This window comes from Escherichia sp. 93.0816 (assembly GCF_013368855.2).
Classification (GTDB): Bacteria; Pseudomonadota; Gammaproteobacteria; order Enterobacterales; family Enterobacteriaceae; genus Escherichia; species Escherichia ruysiae.
In genome coordinates this window covers 15,308-41,071 of sequence record NZ_JABWNC020000009.1, presented here as the reverse complement: position 1 = coordinate 41,071, position 25,764 = coordinate 15,308, and the positions used below count along the sequence as shown (strand labels likewise).

The 25,764-nt window shown below is 50.6% G+C and carries 23 protein-coding genes and 1 pseudogene; 6 read left to right on the top strand and 18 right to left on the bottom strand.

What is annotated here, in order from left to right:
• Window positions 1-166 precede the first annotated feature (166 nt).
• Window positions 167-631, bottom strand: coding sequence for a redox-sensitive transcriptional activator SoxR (soxR, locus tag HEM79_RS11860; protein WP_000412428.1), 465 nt, complete (start codon window positions 629-631; stop codon window positions 167-169).
• 85 nt (window positions 632-716) lie between these two features.
• Between soxR and soxS the strand changes: the two genes are divergently transcribed.
• Window positions 717-1,040: a superoxide response transcriptional regulator SoxS gene (gene soxS / locus HEM79_RS11855; RefSeq protein WP_000019357.1), complete on the top strand. Its 324-nt coding sequence runs from the start codon at window positions 717-719 to the stop codon at window positions 1,038-1,040.
• Between the two features lie 2 nt (window positions 1,041-1,042).
• On the opposite strand, the gene HEM79_RS11850 is transcribed toward soxS, so the two are convergent.
• Window positions 1,043-2,629: an EAL domain-containing protein gene (locus HEM79_RS11850; RefSeq protein ID WP_176243094.1), complete on the bottom strand. Its 1,587-nt coding sequence runs from the start codon at window positions 2,627-2,629 to the stop codon at window positions 1,043-1,045.
• A gap of 447 nt (window positions 2,630-3,076) precedes the next feature.
• Between HEM79_RS11850 and HEM79_RS11845 the strand changes: the two genes are divergently transcribed.
• Window positions 3,077-3,358: a YjcB family protein gene (locus HEM79_RS11845; protein WP_176243095.1), complete on the top strand. Its 282-nt coding sequence runs from the start codon at window positions 3,077-3,079 to the stop codon at window positions 3,356-3,358.
• A 98-nt stretch (window positions 3,359-3,456) separates the two neighbouring features.
• Here the strand turns inward: HEM79_RS11845 and ssb1 are convergent, their stop codons facing one another.
• Complete coding sequence (gene ssb1 / locus HEM79_RS11840; protein ID WP_000168309.1) at window positions 3,457-3,993, bottom strand: single-stranded DNA-binding protein SSB1; 537 nt, start codon at window positions 3,991-3,993, stop codon at window positions 3,457-3,459.
• A 250-nt stretch (window positions 3,994-4,243) separates the two neighbouring features.
• On the opposite strand from ssb1, the gene uvrA reads away from it, so the two are divergent.
• The gene (gene uvrA / locus HEM79_RS11835) at window positions 4,244-7,066 is read left to right on the top strand and encodes an excinuclease ABC subunit UvrA (RefSeq protein ID WP_016159880.1); all 2,823 of its coding nucleotides are present in this window, start codon (window positions 4,244-4,246) and stop codon (window positions 7,064-7,066) included.
• Between the two features lie 229 nt (window positions 7,067-7,295).
• On the opposite strand, the gene HEM79_RS11830 is transcribed toward uvrA, so the two are convergent.
• The 6 genes from HEM79_RS11830 to dnaB all read right to left on the bottom strand — a co-directional run bounded on the left by HEM79_RS11830 (window position 7,296) and on the right by dnaB (window position 13,216).
• Complete coding sequence (locus tag HEM79_RS11830) at window positions 7,296-7,652, bottom strand: MmcQ/YjbR family DNA-binding protein (protein ID WP_000155671.1); 357 nt, start codon at window positions 7,650-7,652, stop codon at window positions 7,296-7,298.
• A 3-nt stretch (window positions 7,653-7,655) separates the two neighbouring features.
• Window positions 7,656-8,072, bottom strand: coding sequence for a secondary thiamine-phosphate synthase enzyme YjbQ (locus tag HEM79_RS11825; protein ID WP_000270381.1), 417 nt, complete (start codon window positions 8,070-8,072; stop codon window positions 7,656-7,658).
• 110 nt (window positions 8,073-8,182) lie between these two features.
• On the bottom strand, window positions 8,183-8,896 hold the full coding sequence (aphA, locus tag HEM79_RS11820) for an acid phosphatase AphA (protein WP_010344812.1): 714 nt from the start codon (window positions 8,894-8,896) through the stop codon (window positions 8,183-8,185).
• 336 nt (window positions 8,897-9,232) lie between these two features.
• On the bottom strand, window positions 9,233-10,426 hold the full coding sequence (gene tyrB / locus HEM79_RS11815) for an aromatic amino acid transaminase (RefSeq protein ID WP_176243096.1): 1,194 nt from the start codon (window positions 10,424-10,426) through the stop codon (window positions 9,233-9,235).
• Window positions 10,427-10,668: 242 nt separating this feature from the next.
• Window positions 10,669-11,748 (bottom strand): alanine racemase, encoded by a 1,080-nt coding sequence (gene alr, locus HEM79_RS11810; protein ID WP_001147290.1) that lies wholly within the window; start codon window positions 11,746-11,748, stop codon window positions 10,669-10,671.
• 52 nt (window positions 11,749-11,800) lie between these two features.
• A complete protein-coding gene (gene dnaB, locus HEM79_RS11805; protein ID WP_000918355.1) occupies window positions 11,801-13,216 on the bottom strand; it encodes a replicative DNA helicase in 1,416 nt (471 codons plus the stop codon).
• A gap of 82 nt (window positions 13,217-13,298) precedes the next feature.
• Between dnaB and HEM79_RS11800 the strand changes: the two genes are divergently transcribed.
• A complete protein-coding gene (locus HEM79_RS11800) occupies window positions 13,299-14,282 on the top strand; it encodes a quinone oxidoreductase (protein ID WP_000235547.1) in 984 nt (327 codons plus the stop codon).
• A 163-nt stretch (window positions 14,283-14,445) separates the two neighbouring features.
• On the opposite strand, the gene pspG is transcribed toward HEM79_RS11800, so the two are convergent.
• Together pspG and dusA are read right to left on the bottom strand one after the other, a co-directional pair.
• Window positions 14,446-14,688, bottom strand: a complete 243-nt coding sequence (gene pspG / locus HEM79_RS11795) for an envelope stress response protein PspG (RefSeq protein WP_000891404.1) — start codon at window positions 14,686-14,688, stop codon at window positions 14,446-14,448.
• 135 nt (window positions 14,689-14,823) lie between these two features.
• The gene (gene dusA / locus HEM79_RS11790; protein ID WP_001528313.1) at window positions 14,824-15,861 is read right to left on the bottom strand and encodes a tRNA dihydrouridine(20/20a) synthase DusA; all 1,038 of its coding nucleotides are present in this window, start codon (window positions 15,859-15,861) and stop codon (window positions 14,824-14,826) included.
• An 88-nt stretch (window positions 15,862-15,949) separates the two neighbouring features.
• Between dusA and HEM79_RS11785 the strand changes: the two genes are divergently transcribed.
• Together HEM79_RS11785 and HEM79_RS11780 are read left to right on the top strand one after the other, a co-directional pair.
• Entirely contained in the window at window positions 15,950-17,047 is a 1,098-nt protein-coding gene (locus tag HEM79_RS11785) for a tyrosine-type recombinase/integrase (RefSeq protein ID WP_000332274.1), read from the top strand.
• A gap of 61 nt (window positions 17,048-17,108) precedes the next feature.
• The gene (locus HEM79_RS11780) at window positions 17,109-17,357 is read left to right on the top strand and encodes a DinI-like family protein (RefSeq protein ID WP_001217553.1); all 249 of its coding nucleotides are present in this window, start codon (window positions 17,109-17,111) and stop codon (window positions 17,355-17,357) included.
• Here HEM79_RS11780 and HEM79_RS22635 read toward each other — a convergent pair.
• The 7 genes and pseudogenes from HEM79_RS22635 to gpJ all read right to left on the bottom strand — a co-directional run.
• Window positions 17,354-17,434: pseudogene (locus HEM79_RS22635) on the bottom strand (capsid protein); the annotation flags it as partial. The gene HEM79_RS11780 and the pseudogene HEM79_RS22635 sit on opposite strands and share 4 nt — an antisense overlap.
• Window positions 17,435-17,474: 40 nt before the next feature.
• Window positions 17,475-17,762 carry a hypothetical protein gene (locus HEM79_RS11775; RefSeq protein ID WP_021568063.1) on the bottom strand — a complete coding sequence of 96 codons (288 nt, stop codon included), beginning with the start codon at window positions 17,760-17,762 and terminating at the stop codon, window positions 17,475-17,477.
• A gap of 42 nt (window positions 17,763-17,804) precedes the next feature.
• The gene (locus HEM79_RS11770; protein ID WP_115768167.1) at window positions 17,805-18,845 is read right to left on the bottom strand and encodes a tail fiber domain-containing protein; all 1,041 of its coding nucleotides are present in this window, start codon (window positions 18,843-18,845) and stop codon (window positions 17,805-17,807) included.
• Between the two features lie 9 nt (window positions 18,846-18,854).
• Entirely contained in the window at window positions 18,855-19,136 is a 282-nt protein-coding gene (locus HEM79_RS11765; RefSeq protein WP_105955746.1) for a hypothetical protein, read from the bottom strand.
• On the bottom strand, window positions 19,136-21,514 hold the full coding sequence (locus tag HEM79_RS11760) for a prophage tail fiber N-terminal domain-containing protein (RefSeq protein ID WP_176243097.1): 2,379 nt from the start codon (window positions 21,512-21,514) through the stop codon (window positions 19,136-19,138). The genes HEM79_RS11765 and HEM79_RS11760 overlap by 1 nt, the downstream gene beginning before the upstream one ends.
• Window positions 21,515-21,578: 64 nt before the next feature.
• Complete coding sequence (locus HEM79_RS11755) at window positions 21,579-22,178, bottom strand: Ail/Lom family outer membrane beta-barrel protein (RefSeq protein ID WP_096965601.1); 600 nt, start codon at window positions 22,176-22,178, stop codon at window positions 21,579-21,581.
• A gap of 67 nt (window positions 22,179-22,245) precedes the next feature.
• On the bottom strand, window positions 22,246-25,725 hold the full coding sequence (gene gpJ / locus HEM79_RS11750; protein ID WP_176243098.1) for a phage attachment tail tip protein J: 3,480 nt from the start codon (window positions 25,723-25,725) through the stop codon (window positions 22,246-22,248).
• Between the last annotated feature and the right edge of the window lie 39 nt (window positions 25,726-25,764).

Sequence of the window (25,764 nt, the reverse complement as noted above, 5' to 3'; positions counted from 1 at the left end):
GGCGAAGAAACAGCGGTGACATACAATTAAAGTATCAACACTAACCGGAACCTCCACCACGTGCTCGAATGAGGTGTGTTGACGTCGGGGGAAACCCTCCCGTGTACCAGCGGGATAGAGTGAAAGACAAAGACCGGAAAACAAACTAAAGCGCCCTTGTGGCGCTTTAGTTTTGTTCATCTTCCAGCAAGCGTGCGCCGGTGCCTTCTTCCCCTAAGCGGTCGCCCGGGTTACGCAACGGGCAGTCGCTACGCGAAAGGCAGCCGCAGCCAATGCAACCGTCCAGTTCATCACGCAGCGCGACTAATGTATGAATGCGCCGATCCAGTTCTTCTCGCCATTGCGAAGATAGCTGTTTCCACTCTTTCGCACTTAACGTATGCCCTTCGGGCAACACACCAAACGCTTCACCAATGGTCGCCAGCGGAATACCAATGCGTTGAGCAATTTTGATAATTGCGACATATCGCAACACATCACGCTTATATCGCCGCTGATTACCGCTATTGCGGATACTGGTAATCAATCCTTTGCTTTCATAGAAGTGCAGCGCCGATACCGCCACGCCGCTGCGTTTCGCCACTTCGCCTGGAGTAAGCAAGGCTTTAATGCGGGGTAATTTCTTTTCCATAAATCGCTTTACCTCAAGTTAACTTGAGGAATTATACTCCCCAACAGATGAATTAACGAACTGAACACTGAAAAGAGGCAGATTTATGTCCCATCAGAAAATTATTCAGGATCTTATCGCATGGATTGACGAGCATATCGACCAGCCGCTGAACATTGATGTGGTGGCGAAAAAATCAGGTTATTCAAAGTGGTATTTACAGCGGATGTTCCGCACAGTGACGCATCAGACGCTTGGCGATTACATTCGTCAACGCCGCCTGCTATTGGCTGCCGTTGAACTGCGCACCACCGAGCGCCCTATTTTTGATATCGCGATGGATCTGGGTTACGTTTCACAGCAGACCTTTTCCCGCGTTTTCCGTCGGCAATTTGATCGCACTCCCAGCGATTACCGCCACCGGATCTAGGGTTACTGCCCGCGCATGGCGTCATGCGCGGGTAATTGCTCTGCCCATGCCATAAAAACCTGCGGCGGCATCGCCTTTGCAAAGTACCAGCCCTGACAATAGCGCACGCCGCGTTTGCGCAGCCAGTTGACCTGATCCTCAGTTTCCACCCCTTCTGCAATCGTTTTTAGACCCAGACTGTGTGCCAGTTCGATGATGTGTTCCGCAATCAAATGGCTGGTTTTATGCGTGGTCAACGTCTCAACAAACGATTTATCGATTTTCAGGATATCAATATTCAATGAGTTAAGGTTATGCAGGTTGGAGTAGCCAATACCAAAGTCATCGATCGCCACTTCGTAACCAGCCTGACGGAAAGCCAGAATAATCGGCGTCATTTTGGCAACATCAAGAAATGCATGTTCAGTGACTTCAAATTTAATTTGCTGCGGACGCACCGTGAATTGCTCTATTTTTTGATTAGTTAAGGCAATCACCCTTGAAGTATGAAAATCGGAGGCAGACAAATTAATTGAAGTAGATAATTCAGGGTGTTTTTCCAGCCAGGAACCGAGATCGTCAAACACCATATTAATAACATAATCTGTCACCTGCGCAATTAGCCCCTCTTGTTCCGCCAGCGGAATAAACTCTGCTGGCGTCATTACCTGTCCCTGATTCCCCGGCCAGCGTAGCAATGCCTCAGCGCCAATACATTTATTCGTTTTAATATCAATAATCGGTTGGTAATAGAGACAAAGCTGCCGTTTTTCGAGGGCACGTTGCAATTTACGCTTAGGTGACTGGTACTTCTGGTTTATACGCAGCCAGAGTAAAAGCAGCACCAGGCTGCCCATAATGCCTGCCGGTAAGGCAAATACAAGGTGATTATAAAAATGTGACAAAATGCGCTGAGTTGAGGTTGCAACGATAGCTGCAATGGGACGTTTTGTTGAATGGACTATCGCATATAAATAACCGTTATGCTGTACGGTTATTTCCCTTTGATGAATCAATGGTGAAAATTTTTCTGCTGAGGCTTGTTTGCTTAAAGAGAAAAAGGTTTTCGTCACCGTATCATATACCCCCCATTGCAGCGTTGGATCGTCAGACATCACCTCGCTCCAGAATAAAGGGTTAATTACCGCGACATAGTTTCCTCGCTGCATATAAGTCATTTTATAACCGGCAAAAAAAGGAGTGTCGCGATAATAATAGATTGAGACATTAGGCTCACGCTTATAGTTCGCTGGCGGCATCGTATAGCCGTTAACGGGAGCCATTAATGTTGAGCATAAAAAAAGGTTATCGTGGGCATAGATCAATTCGTTGATATAAAGGTAACCACGGATAATATTCAGCATTTGTTGTTGATGAGTGGGAGTACAAATTTGTCCCTGATAGCGTTCCGCATCGTCGCTTGCTAAATCTGCCTGGCGAATGACCAGCTCGGATTTCTCCAGTGCCAACAGGGCAAAAGCACGAAGTTGATTATTCGCTTCCGCTTTAGCCCAAAGAAAGGCAATCCATAGCGACAGAATGATGGGAAGGAGGACTACAAAGATAATACCCGGCAACGCCAGCAATTTGTGTCGCACACTATGACTCATTTCTATCAATTCCCTGCCTGGTTATACCTGGTCATTGCAAGGTGAAAACCCTGACTACCGACGACGTTAGATAAATCTTACGGTATAAATAGCACTTTTGCCTGATTTGAAATTGATACCTTTATAATCTTTGTTTAAATGAAAATAACTCGCTGATATCAAAAGGGCTTTGTTGAAAAAATGCAGGTCAGGCAGGAAGTTACAATATTTCTTTATTGTGCATTGTCTCGATTTCACTGAAAAACCACATAATTAGTGCAGCAATAAAAGTAGCTGCATAATCTGGCTAACAAACGAGCAATTGTGATATAGTTCACAAAAATTTATGAAACAAACTAAGTGTTTCATTTTATGTTCTGAAAGTCCCGCGATAGCCAGAGTGTACCATGCTTCCCGTGAGTAATGCCGCGCTATCCAGGGCTTGGTAATTTTCAGAGGAAATGTTTGATGGCTACCCTCACCACTGGCGTGGTTCTTCTTCGCTGGCAGCTTCTTAGCGCCGTATTGATGTTTCTGGCCAGCACGCTCAACATCCGTTTTCGGCGCTCTGATTATGTCGGGCTGGCAGTGATCAGTAGCGGTCTGGGCGTGGTTTCCGCCTGTTGGTTTGCAATGGGGTTGCTTGGCATCACAATGACCGATATTACCGCCATCTGGCACAACATTGAGTCGGTGATGGTGGAAGGGATGAATCAAACTCCACCACAGTGGCCGATGATTTTGACCTGATATGCAGAAGCCTCCATAACGGAGGCTTCTTTTTTATGGCTGGCGGATGCTTTAATCATCCACCTTAAAACAATATAACCTATTGTTTTAATGACAAATCAGAACGGAATGTCGTCATCGAAATCCATCGGCGGCTCGTTAGACGGCGCTGCCGGAGCGGACTGCTGCGGGCGAGACTGCGCACCGCCGCTGAACTGATTGCCACCCTGCGGCTGCTGAGGCTGACCCCAACCGCCCTGCGGCTGACCGCCACCGACGTTACCGCCTGCCGGTGCGCCGCCGCCCTGGCGACCACCCAGCATCTGCATGGTGCCGCCAACGTTCACCACCACTTCTGTGGTGTAGCGATCCTGACCGGATTGGTCAGTCCATTTGCGGGTACGCAGCTGACCTTCGATATAAACCTGAGAACCTTTACGCAGATATTCGCTGGCAACTTCCGCCAGTTTGCCGAACAGCACAACACGGTGCCATTCAGTCTGCTCTTTCATCTCGCCGGTCGCTTTATCACGCCAGGATTCGGAAGTAGCCAGCGTAATGTTGGCAACTGCGCCACCATTTGGCATATAGCGTACTTCCGGGTCCTGGCCCAGATTACCAACGAGAATAACCTTATTTACGCCTCTGCTGGCCATGTCGTGTCTCCTGAAAAAAACGTTCTAATAAGTGTAAACGCGCGATTGTAGCATTACCAATAGCGGTTTTACCACGATGTGACCTCGGTTCCGGTAAACAAACATGGCCCGACATTGTTACACAGCACTCCGGGTTTTGCATTCCAATACTGTATATTCATTCAGGTCGATTTGTGTCATAATTAACCGTTTGTGATCGCCGGTAGCGCCATGCCGCCGGGCAAAAAAGTGTTTAATCCGGGAAAGGTGAATGGATAAGATCGAAGTTCGGGGCGCCCGCACCCATAATCTCAAGAATATCAACCTCGTTATCCCCCGCGACAAACTGATTGTCGTCACCGGGCTTTCGGGTTCTGGCAAATCCTCGCTCGCTTTCGACACCTTATATGCCGAAGGGCAGCGTCGTTACGTTGAATCCCTTTCCGCCTACGCGCGGCAGTTTCTGTCACTGATGGAAAAACCGGATGTCGATCATATTGAGGGGCTTTCTCCCGCCATCTCAATTGAACAGAAATCGACGTCTCATAACCCGCGTTCCACAGTGGGGACCATCACTGAAATCCACGACTATTTGCGTCTGCTGTACGCTCGCGTCGGCGAGCCGCGCTGCCCGGATCACGACGTTCCGCTGGCGGCGCAAACCGTCAGCCAGATGGTGGATAACGTGCTTTCGCAGCCTGAAGGTAAACGTCTGATGCTACTCGCGCCCATCATCAAAGAGCGCAAAGGCGAACACACTAAAACGCTGGAGAATCTGGCGAGTCAGGGTTACATCCGCGCGCGCATTGATGGCGAAGTCTGCGATCTTTCCGATCCGCCCAAACTGGAACTGCAAAAGAAACACACCATTGAAGTGGTTATCGATCGCTTCAAGGTGCGTGACGATCTGACCCAGCGTCTGGCTGAATCGTTTGAAACCGCACTGGAGCTTTCCGGCGGTACAGCGGTTGTTGCGGATATGGACAATCCCAAAGCGGAAGAACTGCTGTTCTCCGCGAACTTCGCCTGCCCGATTTGCGGCTACAGTATGCGCGAACTGGAACCACGCCTGTTCTCGTTTAATAACCCGGCGGGTGCCTGCCCGACCTGTGACGGCCTCGGCGTACAGCAATATTTCGATCCCGATCGCGTGATCCAGAATCCGGAACTGTCGCTGGCTGGCGGTGCGATCCGTGGCTGGGATCGCCGCAACTTCTATTATTTCCAGATGCTGAAATCACTGGCAGATCACTATAAGTTCGACGTCGAAGCGCCGTGGGGCAGCCTGAGCGCAAACGTGCATAAAGTGGTGCTGTACGGTTCTGGCAAAGAAAATATCGAATTTAAATACATGAACGATCGCGGCGATACCTCTATTCGTCGTCATCCGTTCGAAGGCGTGCTGCACAATATGGAGCGCCGTTATAAAGAGACGGAATCCAGCGCGGTACGTGAAGAGTTAGCCAAATTTATCAGCAATCGCCCGTGCGCCAGTTGTGAAGGGACGCGTCTGCGCCGTGAAGCGCGCCATGTTTATGTCGAGAATACGCCGCTGCCTGCAATCTCCGACATGAGCATCGGTCATGCGATGGAGTTCTTCAACAATCTTAAACTCGCCGGACAACGGGCGAAGATTGCAGAAAAAATCCTCAAAGAGATTGGCGACCGCCTGAAATTCCTCGTTAACGTTGGGCTGAATTATCTGACACTTTCCCGCTCGGCAGAGACACTTTCCGGCGGCGAAGCCCAGCGTATCCGTCTGGCGAGCCAGATTGGCGCAGGGCTGGTTGGCGTTATGTATGTGCTGGATGAGCCGTCTATCGGCCTGCACCAGCGCGATAACGAGCGCCTGCTGGGTACGCTTATCCACCTGCGCGATCTCGGTAATACCGTGATTGTAGTGGAGCACGACGAAGATGCGATTCGCGCCGCTGACCACGTTATCGACATCGGTCCGGGCGCAGGTGTTCACGGTGGTGAAGTGGTCGCGGAAGGGCCGCTGGAAGCGATTATGGCAGTGCCAGAATCGTTGACCGGGCAGTACATGAGCGGTAAACGCAAGATTGAAGTACCGAAGAAACGCGTTCCGGCAAATCCGGAAAAAGTGCTGAAACTGACGGGCGCACGCGGCAACAACCTGAAAGATGTGACGCTAACGCTGCCGGTGGGTCTGTTTACTTGCATTACAGGGGTTTCAGGTTCCGGTAAATCGACGCTGATTAACGACACACTGTTCCCGATTGCCCAACGCCAGTTGAACGGCGCGACTATCGCCGAACCGGCACCCTATCGCGATATTCAGGGGCTGGAGCATTTCGATAAAGTTATTGATATCGACCAAAGCCCAATTGGTCGTACTCCGCGTTCCAACCCGGCGACCTATACCGGCGTGTTTACGCCTGTGCGCGAACTGTTTGCGGGCGTACCGGAATCCCGCGCGCGCGGTTATACGCCAGGACGGTTCAGCTTTAACGTCCGTGGCGGGCGCTGCGAGGCCTGTCAGGGCGATGGCGTGATCAAAGTTGAAATGCACTTCCTGCCGGATATTTACGTACCGTGCGACCAGTGCAAAGGTAAACGCTATAACCGCGAAACGCTGGAGATAAAGTACAAAGGCAAAACCATCCACGAAGTGCTGGATATGACCATCGAAGAGGCGCGTGAATTCTTTGATGCCGTACCGGCGCTGGCGCGTAAACTGCAAACGCTGATGGATGTTGGCCTGACGTACATCCGCCTCGGGCAGTCCGCCACCACGCTTTCCGGTGGTGAAGCCCAGCGCGTGAAGCTGGCGCGTGAGCTGTCAAAACGCGGCACCGGGCAGACGCTGTATATTCTCGATGAGCCGACCACCGGTCTGCACTTTGCCGATATTCAGCAACTGCTCGACGTGCTGCATAAACTGCGCGATCAGGGCAATACCATTGTGGTGATTGAGCACAATCTCGACGTGATTAAAACCGCCGACTGGATTGTCGATCTTGGCCCGGAAGGCGGTAGCGGTGGCGGCGAAATCCTCGTCTCCGGCACGCCAGAAACCGTCGCAGAGTGCGAAGCTTCGCATACAGCGCGCTTCCTCAAGCCAATGCTGTAATCACAAAGGCCGCTTTCTGAGCGGCCTCAGACTGATGACAAAGCTCGGACAGTCCCCTCGCCCCTCCGGGGAGAGGGTTAGGGTGAGGGGAACAGACCAGCACTGGCGTGATTATTTACCCTCACCCCGGCCCTCTCCCTAAAAGGGCGAGGGGGAAAACCGTGCCGCTTTTGACTTTTAAGCCAGTTTTTCAGCAATATCAGGCCGCTTTCTGAACGGTCTTTTCCTTTCAGAGTTGCACCAGCAATTTACGTTTTTCTTCCGGCAGCAAATTCACCGCCTGCTGATACGACGCATCGACCAGATAATAGATTTGCGAATCCGGCAACGATCCGTCGAGATATACGGTACTCCAGTGCGCTTTATTCAGATGTCGGCTGGGACGTACATCGCTGTGCTGCTGACGCAGAAGATCTGCCAGTTCCGGGCTGGTTTTCAGCGAAACTGCCGGGCGATTTTCCACTTCTTTCACCATCGCAAACAGCACATCTTCCACTTTGATTTGCGTCGCTTTCCAGTCGCTGTGAACGCTCTGTTCAGCACCAGGTTTTGCCATGCAATATTGTAGCAACTCCGATATGGTCATTTTTTACTCCCCTTGTAGTGTCGCGATGATGCGACGCGATCCGCCGTGGACACGATGTTCCCCCAGCCAGATACCCTGCCAGGTGCCGGTCTGAATACGTCCTTTATGCACTGGCAAAACAAGCGATACTCCCAGCATGGAAGATTTGATATGTGAAGGCATATCGTCTGCCCCTTCATAATCATGCTCATAGTTTCCGTTATCGGGAACAGTGCGGAGGAAAAAACGTTCCATGTCCTGGCGTACCGTGGGGTCGCAATTCTCATTAAGTGTCAGAGAGGCGGAAGTGTGTTGCAGCAACAGGTGCAGTAAACCGACATTAACACGCGGCATATCAGCCAGTTGATTCAGAATTTCATCCGTTACCAGATGAAACCCACGAGATTTGGCGCTAAGCGTGAGCGTCTTTTGATACCACATGTGCTGCTCCTTGATAAAACTCTCTTATTCAGTTTGCAGCAAGACAGCGAAAGGATAAAGGTGTGATTAAAAAAACAGCATTTGGGAGAGTGAAACACTCCCCCGCACTATCAGTATTCTGAATTAACGATCACCTCTTCACCAAAAGCACCCGCTTGTGGCAAGGGTTTGTAGGTAGAGTTGGAGGCACGCAGAATACGGATACCACGAATGCCGACATCACGCGCGGCAGTCATATCATTATCGGAATCGCCATAAAACATTCGGATATTTTTATCCTGCAACCACTGCGTTTTCGTGTTTTGTCCCGGTTTATCACCCGCAAAAATTACCGGATTCATACTGCTTGCCGGAATGTGGAAATCATCGGCTAATGTTTTCGAAACCGTTTCTGTTTTCGTTGGGCTACGGCCAGTCACAAAAAAGATGGTATCGCCACGGCGGACATGTATATCAATTAGCTGACGTGCGACCTCTTTTGGAATGCTGAATTCATCCCAACCGTTGTTCATCTTTTCCCAGAATGCTGGGTTTTTCAGATAATCTTCGCTTTCTGGTGAGAATATTTTCTTGCCGCGCCAGAATCCGGGGCTGGAAAACAAAACGGTATCATCGATATCAAATCCAACCGCCATCGGTGGGCGACCGGCAAGGCTATTTTCAATTTGTGCGACTGATACCCAATGGACAGGTGCCTGTTCAGCGAGTCTGGCAACATTAGTGCCGGGATTAAGCGGTGAAGGTGAAGAGGCCAACGCAACAGCAGAACTGTTTAGAGCGAACAATAAGCAAACGGCACTCAATGCCTGTGTGATCTTGCGCATATTTTTCCCTAAATAGTCAGTAAGTTGAAACTTTTTATTATGAAGTTTGTTGAAAAAGCCATCTGACCATAACGCCAGCAGCAAGGGAAAGGAAGGATTATCTGCGGCTTTTGTGAAGAAAGGGAGAAGGATCACATGAGACCAGCCCGTGTGTTGTGACTATTTAATAACTTAATATATTTCCATAGTATAAAAATGTTCGGAAATAAAACGCCTATTTGATTCACTTTTATAAGAAATAAGTCTTCATCTCCTTCGTACTATTTGCCTGGATAATACATAGCCCCCCTTATTTATAATAGAGCAGGCGGCTTTTCAACCGCCTGCTGGTTAACCTTACATCACGGCAGCAAACGCCTTTGCAACGCGCTGCACGTTCGCAGAGTTAAGCCCGGCAACACACATACGACCGCTGGCGATCAGGTAAACGCCAAACTCCTCGCGCAGGCGATCGACCTGGGCGGCGCTTAAGCCGGTATAGCTGAACATGCCGCGTTGCTTAAGCAGGTAATCAAAATTGCGCTCCGGCATCTCAGTGCTCAACACCTGTACCAGTTGCTGCCGCATTGCCAGAATACGGGTCCGCATTTCTTCTACTTCCGCCAGCCAACTGGCTTTCAACGCCTCATCGTTCAGCACCGTTGCCACTACCTGTGCACCAAAATTCGGCGGGCTGGAGTAAATACGGCGCACAGTAGCTTTCAGTTGCCCCAGCACGCGACCTGCGGCTTCAGCATCTTCACACACCACCGAAAGACCGCCGACACGCTCGCCGTACAGGGAGAAAATTTTCGAGAATGAATTGCTTACCAGTGCAGGTAATCCGGCACTGGCAATGGCGCGAATGGCGTAGGCATCTTCATCCATACCGGCACCAAATCCCTGATAGGCGATATCAAGGAACGGGATTAAGTCGCGTGTTTTGAGGATTTCAATCACCGCATCCCACTGGTCATTAGTGAGATCGGCGCCCGTTGGGTTATGACAGCACGGATGCAGCAGCACAATACTGCGGGCGGGCAATGTTTTCAGCGTCGCCAACAGATCGTCAAAGCGCACACCGTTGGTCGTTTCATCATACCAGGGGTAAGTGCTCACTTCGAATCCAGCCCCGGCGAATATTGCTACGTGGTTTTCCCAGGTGGGATCGCTGACCCACACACCTGAATCCGGGAAGTAGCGTTTCAGGAAGTCAGCCCCCACTTTCAATGCCCCTGAACCGCCAAGCGTTTGAATAGTCGCCACGCGCTGTTGTTGTAACACCGGATGATTAGTGCCAAACAGCAGTGGTGCAATAGCATGACGATAGCTGTTAAGCCCTTCCATCGGCAGATAAAGTGAAGCGCCTTGCGGCTGCGCATTCAGGCGCGCTTGCGCTTCTGCGACGGCTTTTAATTGCGGAATAATCCCGTCTTCGTTGTAGTACAGACCGATACTCAAATTCACTTTGTCGCTGCGAGGGTCTTCTTTAAAACGCTCCATAAGCGAAAGAATCGGGTCGCCAGCGTAGGCGTCAACTTTTTGAAACACGCGATGGTTCTCCAGGTTTACGGGCAGGTGGTTAAAACACAATAAACCGGAAGATGGGGAAGATCGAGAGGATGTTTAGCAATGAGCGGCAATTAATAACGCAGCGAGGCTGATAAAAAACGCAAAACCTTCAGAGGTACGAACGACAAGAGTGTATCAATTTATTGAATTTACATAGCTTTGCAGGCCGGATAAGGTTTTCACACCGCATCCGGCACAGACAATCAAATATTGCAGAACGATTAATCCACGTACTTCATCGCCACCCTTGACGTCAGGCGCGTGATAAGTTCGTAAGCACTCACTTTCGTCATTTCTGCGATACGTTCTACGGGCAGACCTTCGCCCCATAAAATGACCTGATCCCCGGCTTTATCCTGCGCCTGTGGACCTAAATCTACGCAGATCATATCCATCGCGACTCGCCCAACAATCGGCACTTCGCGGCCGTTCACCAGCACTGGCGTACCGGACGGCGCGGCGCGCGGGTAGCCATCGCCATAGCCCATCGCCACCACGCCAAGGCGGGTATCGCGCTCGCTAATCCAGGTGCCGCCATAGCCCACCGGTTCACCTGCTTTATGCTCACGCACGGCAATCAGGCTGGAGGTCAGTGACATCACTGGCTGGCAACCGAAATCAGCACCGGTGGAGCCATCTTCCAGCGGTGATACACCATAAAGAATGATGCCTGGGCGCACCCAATCAAAATGCGACTGCGGCCATAACAAAATTCCGCCCGATGCGGCGATTGAACGCTTGCCAGGTCTGCCTTCGCAAAAGGTATTGAAGATATCGAGTTGTTTCTCAGTCGCGCCGCATTTTGGCTCATCGGCACGAGCAAAGTGGCTGACAATATTCACCGGCTGACGGACGTTTTTACATTGCGTAAGACGTTGATAAAACGCCTCAGCTTGTTCCGGTAACACGCCCAGCCGGTGCATACCGGTGTCGAGTTTCATCCAGACGGTAACTGGCTCCTCCAGATTGGCCTCTTCCAGAGCAGCAAGCTGTTCTTCGTTATGCACGGCGGTATGCAGATGTTCAGCGGAGATCGTCGGCAGATCGTCAGCTTCAAAAAAGCCTTCCAGTAACAAAATAGGTTGCGTGATGCCCCCCGCCCTAAGCCGCAGGGCTTCTTCGAGACGGGCAACGCCAAAGGCGTCGGCATCGGGGAGCGTTCGCGCGGTCTCAATCAGACCGTGACCGTAGGCGTTCGCTTTCACCACCGCAACCAGTTTACTGGCAGGTGCCAGTTCACGCAGACGTTGCAGGTTGTGTCGCAGAGCGCGGCGGTTAATCACAACAGTTGCCGCTTGCATTTGTGTTCCTTGATAAGTGTTTGCTTTAATTACCTAATTCATAAAATAATTATTATTCGTCGTCGTACTGTGGTCCCGCGTAGTTGTCGAAACGCGACCATTGACCGTTAAAGGTCAGGCGTACCGTCCCGATTGGGCCGTTACGTTGTTTACCGATAATAATTTCCGCGATGCCTTTTAAGTCACTGTTTTCGTGATAAACCTCATCACGATAGATAAACATGATCAAGTCCGCATCCTGCTCGATGGAACCGGATTCACGCAGGTCGGAGTTGACCGGGCGTTTGTCGGCACGTTGTTCCAGAGAACGGTTCAACTGAGACAGCGCCACCACCGGCACATTCAGTTCTTTCGCCAGGGCTTTTAGCGAGCGAGAGATTTCTGCAATTTCCAGCGTACGGTTGTCTGAAAGCGCCGGTACGCGCATCAATTGCAGGTAGTCGATCATGATGAGTCCGATGCCACCGTGTTCTCGGGCAATACGGCGTGCGCGGGAGCGCACTTCCGTTGGCGTCAGGCCGGAGGAGTCATCAATGTAGATATTTCGTTTTTCGAGCAAAATGCCCATCGTGCCGGAAATGCGCGCCCAGTCTTCATCATCCAGTTGCCCGGTACGAATTTTGGTCTGGTCAACTCGCGACAACGATGCCAGAGAACGCATCATAATCTGTTCCGATGGCATCTCCAGCGAGAAGATCAATACTGGTTTATCCTGCAACATCGCCGCATTTTCGACGAGGTTCATAGCAAATGTCGTTTTACCCATCGACGGACGCGCGGCGACGATGATCAAATCCGACGGCTGCAAGCCAGCGGTTTTTTTGTTGAGATCGTCATAGCCGGTATTTACCCCGGTAACGCCATCGTGTGGCTGCTGAAACAACTGCTCAATACGCGCCACCGTGGCGTCGAGCACATCGGCGATGTTCTTCGGCCCTTCGTCTTTATTGGCACGGCTTTCGGCAATTTTAAAGACGCGGGATTCAGCAAGGTCGAGCAAGTCTTCGCTGGTGCGCCCTTGCGGATCAAAACCGGCTTCGGCAATCTCATTCGCAACAGAGATCATCTCGCGGACAACGGCACGTTCGCGCACGATGTCGGCATAGGCACTGATGTTCGCTGCACTTGGCGTATTTTTTGACAGCTCCGCCAGATAAGCAAAACCACCAACACTATCAAGTTGCCCCTGACGTTCCAGCGATTCCGCCAGGGTGATCAGGTCAATTGGGCTACCGCTTTCCTGCAAACGCGCCATTTCGGTAAAGATATGGCGGTGCGGACGGGTGTAGAAATCATCTGCCACCACTCGCTCGGCCACATCGTCCCAGCGTTCGTTATCCAGCATTAAACCGCCCAACACCGACTGCTCCGCTTCGATCGAGTGCGGAGGCACTTTCAGCCCGGCAACTTGTGGATCGCGATCGCGGGGTTCAGCCTGCTGTTTGTTGAAGGGTTTATTTCCTGCCATAGTGAATGGAGTTACCGAGATAAAGAATGGGTCGAAACTTTACCATATGAAGCAGACCCTGACGATACGTTCTGGAGGACACATGGCAACACGAATTGAATTTCACAAGCACGGTGGCCCGGAAGTACTTCAGACCGTGGAATTTACTCCTGCCGATCCGGCAGAGAATGAAGTCCAGGTCGAAAATAAAGCCATTGGCATCAATTTTATCGACACGTATATCCGCAGCGGCCTTTATCCGCCGCCATCGCTGCCCAGCGGATTAGGCACCGAAGCGGCTGGTATTGTGAGCAAAGTCGGCAGCGGCGTGAAACATATTAAAGCAGGCGATCGTGTGGTTTATGCGCAGTCAACGTTAGGGGCTTACAGTTCTGTGCATAACGTCAATGCCGATAAAGCGGCAATTCTGCCAGCGGCGATCTCTTTTGAGCAAGCTGCCGCGTCGTTCCTGAAAGGCTTAACGGTTTATTATCTGCTGCGCAAAACGTATGAAATCAAACCTGACGAACAGTTCCTGTTCCATGCGGCTGCTGGCGGCGTGGGCTTAATTGCCTGCCAGTGGGCAAAAGCCTTAGGGGCAAAACTTATTGGCACTGTGGGCAGCGCGCAAAAAGCGCAAAGTGCATTAAAAGCGGGAGCGTGGCAGGTAATTAACTATCGCGACGAAAATCTGGTCGAGCGATTAAAAGAGATCACCGACGGCAAGAAAGTGCGCGTGGTGTACGATTCCGTAGGCAAAGATACCTGGGAACGGTCGCTGGATTGCCTGCAACGTCGCGGGTTAATGGTCAGTTTTGGTAATTCATCAGGCGCGGTGACGGGTGTGAACTTAGGCATTCTCAATCAGAAAGGCTCGCTGTATGTGACACGCCCTTCCCTGCAAGGCTATATCACTACGCGGGATGAGTTAACCGAAGCCAGTAACGAACTGTTTTCATTGATTGCCAGCGGCGTGATTAAGGTTGATGTCGCAGAGCAGCAGAAATATCCGTTGAAGGATGCGCGGCGTGCGCATGAGATTCTGGAAAGCCGGGCGACGCAGGGTTCCAGCTTACTGATCCCATAAAGAAATTGGGCTTCCACCTGGGAAGCCCTTTCTTTTATAGTTCGGCTGTATGTAGGGTACAGCACGATGAATCTGTTAGAAGCGCAATAGTGACAGATTTGATAATCAATTCCTATTTTGTTCTAAGGATAAAACCTTAGGTTGTGATCATCCGCACAATCCCTTAGTAACGCCAGCGGTCATAACGCTGATATTTCGGCACTTTTGGTGCTTTAATCGCCTTTATTACCCACACTACTGCAATCGCCAATAGCAGCCACGGCAGCAACTTGATCATCAACGCCAGCATACCACCGAGGAACATAATGGCCGTCGCCACAACCAGCGCGGCGATAATGCCCAGCAACGAAACGCCGGTGACCATCAACATGACAAAAAAGCCAATCACAAAAAGTAGTTCCAGCATGATGTTCTCCCAAAAATGAAATCTCTTGCAGCCATTACAAGAATCATGCCAAAACCTAACGTTATGATTTATCAAAAAATATGCCCCGCGACGGTGCGCAGGGCATAGTGAATTTGACTACTTTGTGGTGAAAAATTAACGCTTATCCGCCACCAGTTTGAGCGCATGTTCCAGCACGTTAATGTCAGCACCCGCTTTATGGGCATTTTCACTTAAATAACGACGCCACTGCCGCGCACCAGGAATACCCTGGAACAGACCCAGCATATGCCGGGTAATATGACCGAGATATGTCCCCTGGCTAAGCTCACGCTCAATGTATGGGTACATAGCACGCACCACCGCCACCGGATCGGCATCGGTATCCGAGGAACCAAAGATCTCTCGATCTACCGCCGCCAGAATCCCCGGATTCTGGTACGCCTCGCGCCCGACCATCACACCGTCCATATGTTGCAAATGCGCTTTAGCCTCTTCCAGCGACTTGATGCCACCGTTAATCGACATCGTCAGATGCGGAAAGTCACGCTTCAGTTGATAAACGCGCGGGTAATCGAGCGGCGGGATTTCGCGGTTTTCTTTCGGGCTTAAACCAGAAAGCCAGGCTTTACGCGCGTGGATGATAAACATCTCACATTCGCCTTTACCGGAAACGGTGTTGATGAAATCACAAAGAAATTCATAGCTGTCCTGGTCGTCAATACCAATACGCGTTTTCACCGTGACTGGAATCGACACTACATCGCGCATCGCTTTCACGCAGTCGGCTACCAGTTGTGCATTACCCATCAGGCACGCGCCAAACATCCCGTTCTGTACCCGGTCAGACGGGCAGCCGACATTCAGGTTGATTTCATCGTACCCGCGCGCTTCCGCCAGCTTCGCACACTGCGCCAGCGCCGCTGGATCGCTTCCACCCAGTTGCAACGCCACCGGATGCTCTTCTTCACTGTACGCCAGGTAATCACCTTTACCGTGAATAATTGCCCCCGTGGTCACCATTTCGGTATAGAGAAGCGTATTACGGGAAAGCAGACGCAGGAAATAACGGCAGTGTCTGTCCGTCCAGTCGAGCATAGGAGCAATGCTAAACCGAGAACTCCCGTAAGCGCCAGTTTTCTCAGGCATCGCGCTGGTTTGATTAGTTTTCTGTGTTTCAGGATTATCGTGCATTTTTGAACATTTCAGGCTATTTTTCTCGCGTTAGGTTCCCGCACAGGTTCCCACGATTTATGGGAACCCGAAATAACGAGGTCGTGTAATGGCGTACTATAACATAGAGAAACGACTAAAATCCGATGGCACACCACGCTATCGCTGTAATGTGATTATCAAAGAAAAAGGTGTTATCACTTACAGGGAAAGCAAAACATTCCCTAAACATGCCCATGCCAAAACATGGGGTACACAGAAAGTGATGGAATTAGATCTATATGGCATTCCATCATCAAATGCAGTTGACGGACTTACAGTCCGTGACTTACTACACAAATATTTAAATGACCCAAATGCCGGAGGTAAAGCAGGTCGTACTAAAAGATATGTGCTGGAACTGCTTATGGATAGTGACATCTCCGCGATCAAACTATCCGAACTGACAGAAAATGACGTAATTGAACATTGTAGGCTAAGAAACAACGCTGGTGCAGGTCCAGCAACAGTCAGCCACGATGTTAGTTATCTTGGCAGTGTTCTGGATGCGGCCAAACCTGTATACGGAATTAATTACACATCAAACCCGGCGAAAAGTGCTCGTCCATATCTACTTAAACTTGGTTTGATTGGTAAATCAAACCGTCGTAATCGTAGACCGGCATCTGATGAACTGGACATGCTCATTGAAGGTCTTCAACAACGATCTACACATAAATGCTCAAAAATTCCGTTCGTTGATATCCTCAAATTTTCTGTGTGGTCCTGTATGCGAATCGGAGAAGTATGCCGGTTACGATGGGAAGATCTCGACCAGGAACAAAAATCTATACTCGTAAGAGACAGGAAAGATCCACGCAAAAAGGAAGGCAACCACATGAAAGTAGCCTTGCTTGGGGAAGCCTGGGATATCGTCCAACGACAGCCCCAAAAATCGGAATTCATTTTTCCATATAACAGCACTTCTGTTACTGCGGGATTTCAGAGGGTAAGAAGCAAATTAGGTATTAAAGATCTGCGATACCATGATTTGCGTAGAGAAGGGGCAAGTCGCTTATTTGAGGCTGGTTTTAGTATTGAGGAAGTCGCCCAAGTTACAGGGCATCGTTCATTAAACGTGCTATGGCAGGTATATACCGAACTGTATCCGAAATCTTTACATAATCGTTTTGAAGAGCTCCAAAAGAGCAGAAATAAGACCTCTTGACACTGTTTATCCATACAGTTAAAAATAACACTGTATACAAACACAGTATAGAGGGACTTTTATGCGTATTGAAATCTGCATAGCCAAAGAAAAAATGACTAAAATGCCAACCGGTGCTGTGGATGCGTTAAAGGAAGAATTAACCCGACGCATCAGTAAACGTTATGACGATGTAGAGGTGATCGTAAAAGCCACCAGCAACGATGGCCTTTCTGTTACGCGCACCGCCGATAAAGATTCAGCTAAAACTTTTGTTCAGGAAACTCTGAAAGATACCTGGGAGTCTGCTGACGAGTGGTTTGTTCACTAATTAACACGTAAAATCGGTAACGGCTGGAAATCATTCAATACTCGCACTATCGAAAGTTAACCAGCCAGCCGCAGTATCCTATCATGACAAGTTACTGCGGCTTTTTACTTTTTATATTTAACGGATCAACATCCAGATCAGCAGACACGCCACCACCGGCACAGCAAAATCCATCAGGCTTGCCACATCCCATGCACGTGGATCAAAACCGCCCCACCACGGCATATTCATACGCTTGCCATGCCCGAACATTTCAATCCAGCGATATTCTGCCTGGGTGTGTTCACGCGCAATGAAGAACGTACAACCGGCTATCGCTCCGTAAGCCCAGTTCCCGGTAAAAAGACCAATCAGTAGCTGCGCAGCCACAGCACAAAGAGCATGAAGGAAAGGTGTTATATCCATTTTCATCCTACCCAATAAAACGGGGCGCTCGGCCCATTAATATTATTTAGACGCAAGCGCCGCCTCAATTGCAGATAATCTTTGTCTTAATTCTGCGTTTTCTTCTTCCAGTGCTGTTATTCTGTCGTCTGACTCTCTGGCTACCTGAACAAGCAAGCCAGTAACACCAGAATAATCTACAGTGTAATACCGTTCACCTTCTTCTCCATCTAATCCACTCCCGCCGTCTGGATATTTCATCATAGACCCTACGGCTTCGGGGATGGCTTCCAGGGTTTCTTGTGCAATAACACCAGCGTAAGGCATACCGTTTTCTTTAAGCGTGTATGTATAGCCGTTCATTTTACGAATGCGGTCGGTTGCATTATCTATCACCTGAATATTGTCTTTCAGATCCCGGTCAGAGCCTTGATTAAATGCACTTGCATTGCACGCGCCGTTAACCGTTAATTCGTAGGTATTGCTGGTAGTTTTCTGTGCGTAGAACATATACAGAGCCTCATCTACGCCAACTTCATAAACAACCGGACGGCTAGAATTGCCCCATAGTCGAGTTGTTACGCCAGCGTGAGCGGTTCCCTGTGTGTTTAATGTCATGGTTGACCCATGATTAGCATATTTGATCTGTAATGTGTCGGTGTAATCAAATTTAATAAGCGCGTTACTTCCACGCTTGCTGTATGACATAAGGCAGTTACCCATTTTGAGGTATCCGCTGTCACCGGGAAAAATCATCGTACCGCCATAAAGGTTGGTAAAGTCCCAGCAAATGTTTGTCCCGTTATCGTTCAGGTTAAGGCGCGCCATTGCGTTACCTGGACTGTCTATCCATTTTTTGAGGTATAGTTCGCAATACGCATCCTCAACACCTGCCGTCCGGTGAGTTGAGCGGAGTTTTCTCCCAAATATAGCTCCGCTAGTTGGCAATACCTGCTGATACCATGAAGCAGACCAGTCACCAACGGTTTCATCTTTGCTGTCTACATATGATTTTGTTGCGTAGCTTCCTTGATCGTTTTTTAGTTTACTAACATCGGATTTTAGCGTTTTGATGTCATCAGGAATTACTGTCGATGTAGCCATTATTCTTCCTCACATCCAGCCACGAAGTTGATGCTCAACAGCAACCACGTATTCATCGAATATTGACGGTGTTTTCACATCATTAATGATGCGCACGTTTACAAAATATCCGTCTTCCTTAACACATACCGGTTCGCCATCTTCATTCAGTTCTCCGGTTTCTTTGTACACGTTACCTATCACGTCAATAAGAATATCATCCTGCATCGACTCGTCATCATAATAGCCAATACTCTCCATAAAGGCCGAAAAGTCGGCTCTGTCGGCAAATTTGAGTGTTAAATCTTTCATTAGATTGACTCCCCCACCTGAGCATCAGTCAATGCCTTGTGCCATATTCTGAAATTCCTGACATGACCAAATAAATGACGTAACCCGGCTGTAGTTTGGCCTCCAATACGGATAATTGCGGTGTTCTGAATATAGGACCATGTGGTTTTTGTTTCGCTGGATATACGCCCGTTACTTACTGAGCACGTAGACTGATCTGACTTTACACGCATCCCCATAACCATTTTTTCAAGCAATGCGTTTTCGTTTACCCGTCTGTTAGCTCCTCCAATATCGCAATAAGGAAATCCGTCGTAATCTGCTGAAGAACCGAATCCAATAATAATTGCCGCTCCGGTTTGATGACCGCCGGTGTCAAAAACACGCGGCGCTACATTTGGCGTTTTATACCAGTTCTTATGTACCTCACAAAGAACCGTAAAAGGAAGATTATAAAGGTTATTCTTGATTGGGACTGTCACCATATCGCTTGCCCGCGTTGCCGGTGCCGTCCCCGTAACAATAAAAGATGATGCGCCTGTACCAGCCTCAATCTGTGGAGTGGTTACATCGAGATAATCCCCTGATGTAACCATCTGCCCTGTATCCGGAGAATACTGGACAAAACCACCAACCGTATTTTCTGTTGTATCTGCTTTTAATGTAGCCTCAAAAAATATCCAGCCAGTTGCATCATCCTTAACAGACCTTGCTGTAACACGGCTTGTCTGACCCGTCTTGCTAATTATGCGGGTGGTAAGGTTCAGGCTTGCTGTTCCTATTGATGTCCTTACTTCCCCATCATAATGTTCAAATAAAATACGAACGGCGATATTATCAACTTCACTTTTTACCCGACAGGATATAGTTACATACTTTTCGTCACCTGAAGTATCAACCCCTCCGGTACTTGAATACAGCCCTATAATGGTATGCGCTTTACTTGTGCCAACAATCGAATCCTGTACGACAAACCGGCCATAATTAAAACCGAAACTATCTGTGCCTGTTTCTGTAACGTCCAGTGAAGTTGACTTATTCCACTTCAAAGGGTCTGTACTGTTCGGGAAGAAGTTCGTTCTTTGCCCCTCAATAAGCAGGCCATCACGTTCAAATCGTGGCTCGTCAATGGCAGCCTCTGTCAGCACACCAGATTTATTAATATAGGTTGCTTTCGATGCGCGTTTAAACTTTACAACCTTATCGCCAGGCATCGTTATTTCATCATCACCAATAACAATCTTTTTATATGATGGCGAAAAGCCCGTAATCATATCCAGCGAATCGTTAAATGGTATCCACACATCAGGCAGCGGCTGTAAGACATATTTATACGGCTCCGCAGCCTGGCTTGCGTACTCTCTGGCTGCATCTTCGCTTGCTTTAGCTGCCGTCTGGCTTGCTGCCGATGCTTTCGCTGAGTTCGCAGCCGCAGTCTCGCTCGCCTTTGCGTTGGTTTCACTGGTTTTTGCAGCTTTTTGACTGTTGGCTGATGCAGTGGCAGAAGAAGCCGCCGCACTTGCAGAACCAGCTGCGGCACTCTCGCTTTGGGCCGCTGCATCCTGACTGTTTTTCGCCGCAGTTTCGCTGGCTTTGGCATTCGTTTCGCTGGTCTTCGCTGCCGTCTGGCTGGACTTTGCGTTAGTTTCACTCGTCTTCGCAGCTTTCTGGCTGTTAGCCGCAGCAGTTGCTGATCCAGCAGCTGAAGTCGCAGAACCGGCAGCGGCACTCTCGCTTTCAGCTGCTGCAACCTGGCTGTTTTTTGCCGCAGTTTCACTGGCTTTGGCATTCGTTTCGCTGGTTTTCGCTGCCGTCTGGCTGGACTTCGCGTTGGTTTCGCTCGTCTTTGCGGCTGTTTCGCTATTTTTCGCGTTGGTTTCTGATTTTTGGGCTGCTGTCGCGGAGTTTGCCGATGCAGTCTGTGAGGCCGCTGCTGCCTGTGCGCTGTTAGCTGCATTCGTTTCTGAGGTTTTCGCCGCGTTCTTCGATGATGCCGCTGCAGTTTCGGATTTCTTTGCCGCCGCTGCGCTCTGAGAGGCGGCTTCGGCGTTGTGTGCCGCTTCTTCCACCATTGCCTCAAAACGACGCAATGCCTCCGGCATGACGTCATCTTCCGTCATGGCACCGAGAAAATCATTCAGCGTACCTGGTCTGGAACCTTCATAGACGGTAATGATCCCGGCATGTGAAGGCGGAAAACCTTCAACCAGCAGGGTGACGCTGTACTGGCCATGCTCAACATCCATGCTGTAACGCCCGGCTTCATCCGGATTTTCAGAGGCCACCGTGTTCACCAGTACCGTGGTGCTGTTACGCTTTGCTTTGAGCTGAATAGTGCAGTTCTGTATTGGTTTTCCTGCACCGTCTTTCAGCACGCCTGAGATTTTTACTGCTGCCATATCCACTCCACAAAAAAGCCCGCCTGAACCGGCGGGCTGTCATAACACTGTGTTACCTGGCTAATCAGAATTTATAACCGACACCCACGATGAAACCGTCAGTACGCCAGTCGCCACTGCCGGAACCTTCATAAGCAATATCAATGGCCACGGATTCGGTCGGGTTAAACTGCACGCCAGCTCCCCACGCCAGAGACGTGTTGCTGTGGCGATCGTCATCACTTCCGGTCAGCACATCGTGCGTTTTCCCCTTGTTGTCAGTTACGCGGAGATAATCCCCGGAGAACGTCGAAACACGGCTGTAAGCCACACCTGCCATCGCATAAGCACTGAACCATTCATTCACGCGTACAGACGGCCCCGCCATAATGCTGAACCAGCGGTTACGCACTGAATCTTCATGCCAGCGGGTATCGCTGTAACGGGTAATCTGGCGATTATTGTCTCCGGCATAGCTGAATGACGTCACCAGCCCCAGCGTGTCCGTAAATTCATAACGGTATTTCACGTTAATGCCCTTCAGGTCATCGTTGCCGGGCATATCAGTATGGGACTGAAGATACCCGGCGCTTAGTGTGGACTGATGCTCTGCTGCGCTCGCTGGCGTACCAGCGGCAACCAGCCAGACTACTGCGGACAGAATAACAGCACATAATTTACGCATAATTACCTCTCGCTTTTCTGCAATAAAAAAGGCGCCATTTCTGGCGCCCGTATCTGGGTTATAAAATTCAGCTAATCGTGATGCCTGCAGTGGCTTTCTTCATCACAACAACCAGCAAATCGCTGATACTTGCTGTGGGATACCAGTCATTTACCCACCATGCTGATACAGAAAATTCCAGTGTCATTACGCCACTGCCTGCAGGCATATCAATAACACCCGTGTATATCAGCGTATTATCCAGAGCCGTTCGGTTATAAATTTCAGCCCCGTTTTTCTTCACTATCAGGCGGCATGACGAATAAGTATCGCTATTCTCCCGCTCATGTCTGGCACCGCTGAAAGCCACCGCTGGAATAACAATTTGCCGGTCAAACGGCTGATCGTCATAAACCCTGACGGTAATGGTCCCTGATGGCCACCGCTCCGGTGCACGGGAGTCCCGGGGGAAAGCTTTGCCCACTGTTTTAACGAGATCGCCTTCAATCTGGTTGGCGGACAGTTTTCCCAGAACCCGACAGTTCTCGTTAATCGTGACGTTGTTGAGCGTCCCGGAGTTCGCATTCACGTTACCGCTGATATCGGCATTTTTCGCCGTCAGCCGCCCGTCCGGTGTCAGGGAAAATGCCGGAGGATTACCGCCGCTGGTAATGGTGGGAGCCGTCAGATATTTCAGGAACACTTCATTCATGTATATCTGATCGCCCTGCCCAACAAACATCGGCTTTGTGTTGCCATTCGCAGGATTAATCATCGCAATCCTGTCTGCCGCCAGCAGCACCTGACTCTGCATGCCGTCAGGGGTGTTTTCAATACCGGCACCAATACCCGCGATATAAAGGCGTCCGTCCTGCATCTGCTGCAGCTTCACAGCCCACATGCTGTTCAGGTTATTATTTGTATCAACCTGAACCTTCTGTATCTGCTGGATCGCTGCACTCTGGTCTTCCAGTTTCTTATTGACGGTCTGCGTGATTTCATTACTGACATCCGTGATAGACGTTCTGATTTCCGCCAGGTCAGGCGCAAGCTGACCGTTATCAATCTGCGTCCACAACTCCTGAGCCAGATGGGTTTTCCCTATCTCTCCTTTGAAAAAATCCAGATAGCCGGATGCATCATCACTCGGCTGGCCAACAGCCTCCACGAATGCCGATTTGCCAACGGTGTTCACACTGCGGATGTAAAAATAATAATCATGGCTCGGCTTGATATTGATACTGGCAGCTATCCAGTACAGCGCCGTGCCAAGATAGCGAGCTGTGGTTTCAACCTGCCTGATATCCGCAATCCGCTTTTCCGAGAACCAGAACTCAAACTGTACCGTCGGATCATAAACGGCAAGATACGGCGTGGCGGTTATCTGAAAATAGCCCGGCGTCAGCTCAATCCGCGACGGCGCTGCCGGTGCGGCAATCCGGAACGATACCGATGCCGGATCGCCCTGCTGCCCCCAGGCATTTGCCGCCCGGACTGTCAGCCTGTAGTTTCCCAGCGCCAGTTGCGTGAAGCGGTATGTGGTTTCCGTCGTCCGGGCCGTGCTGACCAGCCGCTCACTGCCGTCATCCGCTGCCACGGTCAGACGAAGCATAAAGCTCACGCCCTTCACCACCTTCGGCGTGTCCCATCGCGCCAGCACCTGATATTCCCCGCTGTCTGCAGTGACTTCTGCGGTCAGGTGCTGCACCGCTGGCGGCGTGACACCATTCACCGTGCCACTCTGGTCGCCGTCAAAGTGCGCCCCGTTATCCACGATGGCTTCTTTTTCCGGTACATGCTGCACGGCGGTGATGGCATACGTGCCGTCGTCGTTCTCACGGATACTCACGCAGCGGAACAGTCGCTGGCGCAGCGTCGGCAGCTTCAGCCCCCATACGCTGTATTCAGCAACACCGTCAGGAACACGGCTCACTTTTACCTTCACGCCGTCGGTGACGGACTGAACCTCCACGCTGACCGGATTGCCACTTCCGTCAACCAGGCTTATCAGCGTGGTACCGGAGGATGGCAGCGTGATTTCACGGTCGAGCGTCAGCGTCCGGGTCTGGCTGTTCACCGCCAGCACGCGACCACCGATGCTGATACCCGCATAGTCATCATCACAGATTTCAATGACATCGCCCGGTACATGGCGAAGCCCTTCTGCGCCCACGCTGAAGTCCACTGTCTGCGTTTCCAGCAGCTCCGTTTTAATCAGCCACAGCCCGGCGCGGTGTGCCTGCCCCCGGCTGGTACAGCCAAAGGCATCCATCTTCGTGACATTACGACCGTAACGGAGAATGGCCTGCGTATCCTCCACAAGCTCTGTTGCCGTCTCCCAGCCGTTATCCGGGTCAATCCAGTTCACCTCAACGGCATTATGGCGGTCCTTCAGGGCGCTGAAGCTGTAGCGGAACGGCGCGCCATCATCAGGCATCACCACATTACTGCGGTTATAGGTCCACACCTTATCCGACGGTCGGTCCTGCACGAACGTCAGCGTCTGCCCGTTCCATACCGGCATACAGCGCATCGCCGAGCAGAAATCACTGAGCACATCCCACGCCTTACGCTGCGTGGTCAGGTAAGCGTTACAGGTGATGCGCGGCTCCGTGCCGCCAAAACCGTCCGGCACCGACTGGTCGCAGTACTGGCCGATGACATACAGCGCCCATTTATCCACATCCGCCGCACCAAGACGTTTCCCCATGCCGTAGCGCGGGTGGGTCAGCATATCCCACAGACACCAGGCCATGTTGTTGCTGTATGCCGGTTTAAACGTTCCGTCCCAGATACCGCTGTATTGCCGCGTCTGCGGGTTATAATTCGACGGCACCTGCAGAATACGCCCGCGCAGATGATAATTACGGCTCACCTGCTGGCTGCCGAACTGCTCCGAGTCCACCTGCACGCCGACCAGTGCCGTGTTCGGGTAGCACTGTTTCACATCGATAATTTCGGTGTATGACGACCAGAGCGTTTTGTTCTGCAGCTGGTCTGTGGTGCTGTCCGGTGTCATCCTGCGCATCCGGATATTGAACGGGCGCGGCGGCAGGTTATCCACCACCACCGAGGCCAGATACTGCGACGTGGTTTTGCCCTTAATGGTGATGTCTTTTTCTGTCACCCAGCCACCGTTACGCTGTATCTGAACCAGCAGTCGGACCTCCGACGGATTCCTGTCACCCTTTGAGGTGGTTTCCACCAGTGCCTGCACACCGAAGGTAAAGCGCAGACGGTCGATGTTTGCAGACGTGATGGTCCGGGTGATCGGCGTGTCGTATTTCACTTCCGTACCCAGTACCGTCTCAGAACCTGATGATTCAAATCCCTCTGGCGGTGTCTGTTCTTGCTCACCTGCCCGGAACACCACCGTGACACCGGAGATGTTGGTATTCCCCTCACTGTCCAGCACCGGTGTACTGTTCAGCAGCACGCTTTTTAATCCATCCACTGGACCTTCAATCGGCCCTTCGCTGATGGCATCGATCACACTCAGCAACTGCGTGGATTTCAGGTTGTCCTTCGCTTCGCGCGGGGTATGCCCCTTACTGCTGCCTTTACCCATTCGTCATGCTCCATAAACGACAAAACCGCCCGCAGGCGG

What these genes read in the sequence shown, in the direction of transcription:
- HEM79_RS11825 (WP_000270381.1), bottom strand. Translation starts at nt 8,072, where the DNA reads ATGTGGTATCAAAAGACGCTCACGCTTAGCGCCAAATCTCGTGGGTTT.
- ssb1 (WP_000168309.1), bottom strand. Translation starts at nt 3,993, where the DNA reads ATGGCCAGCAGAGGCGTAAATAAGGTTATTCTCGTTGGTAATCTGGGC.
- dnaB (WP_000918355.1), bottom strand. Translation starts at nt 13,216, where the DNA reads ATGGCAGGAAATAAACCCTTCAACAAACAGCAGGCTGAACCCCGCGAT.
- HEM79_RS11800 (WP_000235547.1), top strand. Translation starts at nt 13,299, where the DNA reads ATGGCAACACGAATTGAATTTCACAAGCACGGTGGCCCGGAAGTACTT.
- HEM79_RS11845 (WP_176243095.1), top strand. Translation starts at nt 3,077, where the DNA reads ATGGCTACCCTCACCACTGGCGTGGTTCTTCTTCGCTGGCAGCTTCTT.
- HEM79_RS11775 (WP_021568063.1), bottom strand. Translation starts at nt 17,762, where the DNA reads ATGGATATAACACCTTTCCTTCATGCTCTTTGTGCTGTGGCTGCGCAG.
- gpJ (WP_176243098.1), bottom strand. Translation starts at nt 25,725, where the DNA reads ATGGGTAAAGGCAGCAGTAAGGGGCATACCCCGCGCGAAGCGAAGGAC.
- HEM79_RS11770 (WP_115768167.1), bottom strand. Translation starts at nt 18,845, where the DNA reads ATGGCTACATCGACAGTAATTCCTGATGACATCAAAACGCTAAAATCC.
- HEM79_RS11755 (WP_096965601.1), bottom strand. Translation starts at nt 22,178, where the DNA reads ATGCGTAAATTATGTGCTGTTATTCTGTCCGCAGTAGTCTGGCTGGTT.
- HEM79_RS11850 (WP_176243094.1), bottom strand. Translation starts at nt 2,629, where the DNA reads ATGAGTCATAGTGTGCGACACAAATTGCTGGCGTTGCCGGGTATTATC.
- HEM79_RS11785 (WP_000332274.1), top strand. Translation starts at nt 15,950, where the DNA reads ATGGCGTACTATAACATAGAGAAACGACTAAAATCCGATGGCACACCA.
- aphA (WP_010344812.1), bottom strand. Translation starts at nt 8,896, where the DNA reads ATGCGCAAGATCACACAGGCATTGAGTGCCGTTTGCTTATTGTTCGCT.
- HEM79_RS11830 (WP_000155671.1), bottom strand. Translation starts at nt 7,652, where the DNA reads ATGACCATATCGGAGTTGCTACAATATTGCATGGCAAAACCTGGTGCT.
- HEM79_RS11780 (WP_001217553.1), top strand. Translation starts at nt 17,109, where the DNA reads ATGCGTATTGAAATCTGCATAGCCAAAGAAAAAATGACTAAAATGCCA.
- soxS (WP_000019357.1), top strand. Translation starts at nt 717, where the DNA reads ATGTCCCATCAGAAAATTATTCAGGATCTTATCGCATGGATTGACGAG.
- pspG (WP_000891404.1), bottom strand. Translation starts at nt 14,688, where the DNA reads ATGCTGGAACTACTTTTTGTGATTGGCTTTTTTGTCATGTTGATGGTC.
- uvrA (WP_016159880.1), top strand. Translation starts at nt 4,244, where the DNA reads ATGGATAAGATCGAAGTTCGGGGCGCCCGCACCCATAATCTCAAGAAT.
- alr (WP_001147290.1), bottom strand. Translation starts at nt 11,748, where the DNA reads ATGCAAGCGGCAACTGTTGTGATTAACCGCCGCGCTCTGCGACACAAC.
- soxR (WP_000412428.1), bottom strand. Translation starts at nt 631, where the DNA reads ATGGAAAAGAAATTACCCCGCATTAAAGCCTTGCTTACTCCAGGCGAA.
- HEM79_RS11760 (WP_176243097.1), bottom strand. Translation starts at nt 21,514, where the DNA reads ATGGCAGCAGTAAAAATCTCAGGCGTGCTGAAAGACGGTGCAGGAAAA.
- HEM79_RS11765 (WP_105955746.1), bottom strand. Translation starts at nt 19,136, where the DNA reads ATGAAAGATTTAACACTCAAATTTGCCGACAGAGCCGACTTTTCGGCC.
- dusA (WP_001528313.1), bottom strand. Translation starts at nt 15,861, where the DNA reads ATGCACGATAATCCTGAAACACAGAAAACTAATCAAACCAGCGCGATG.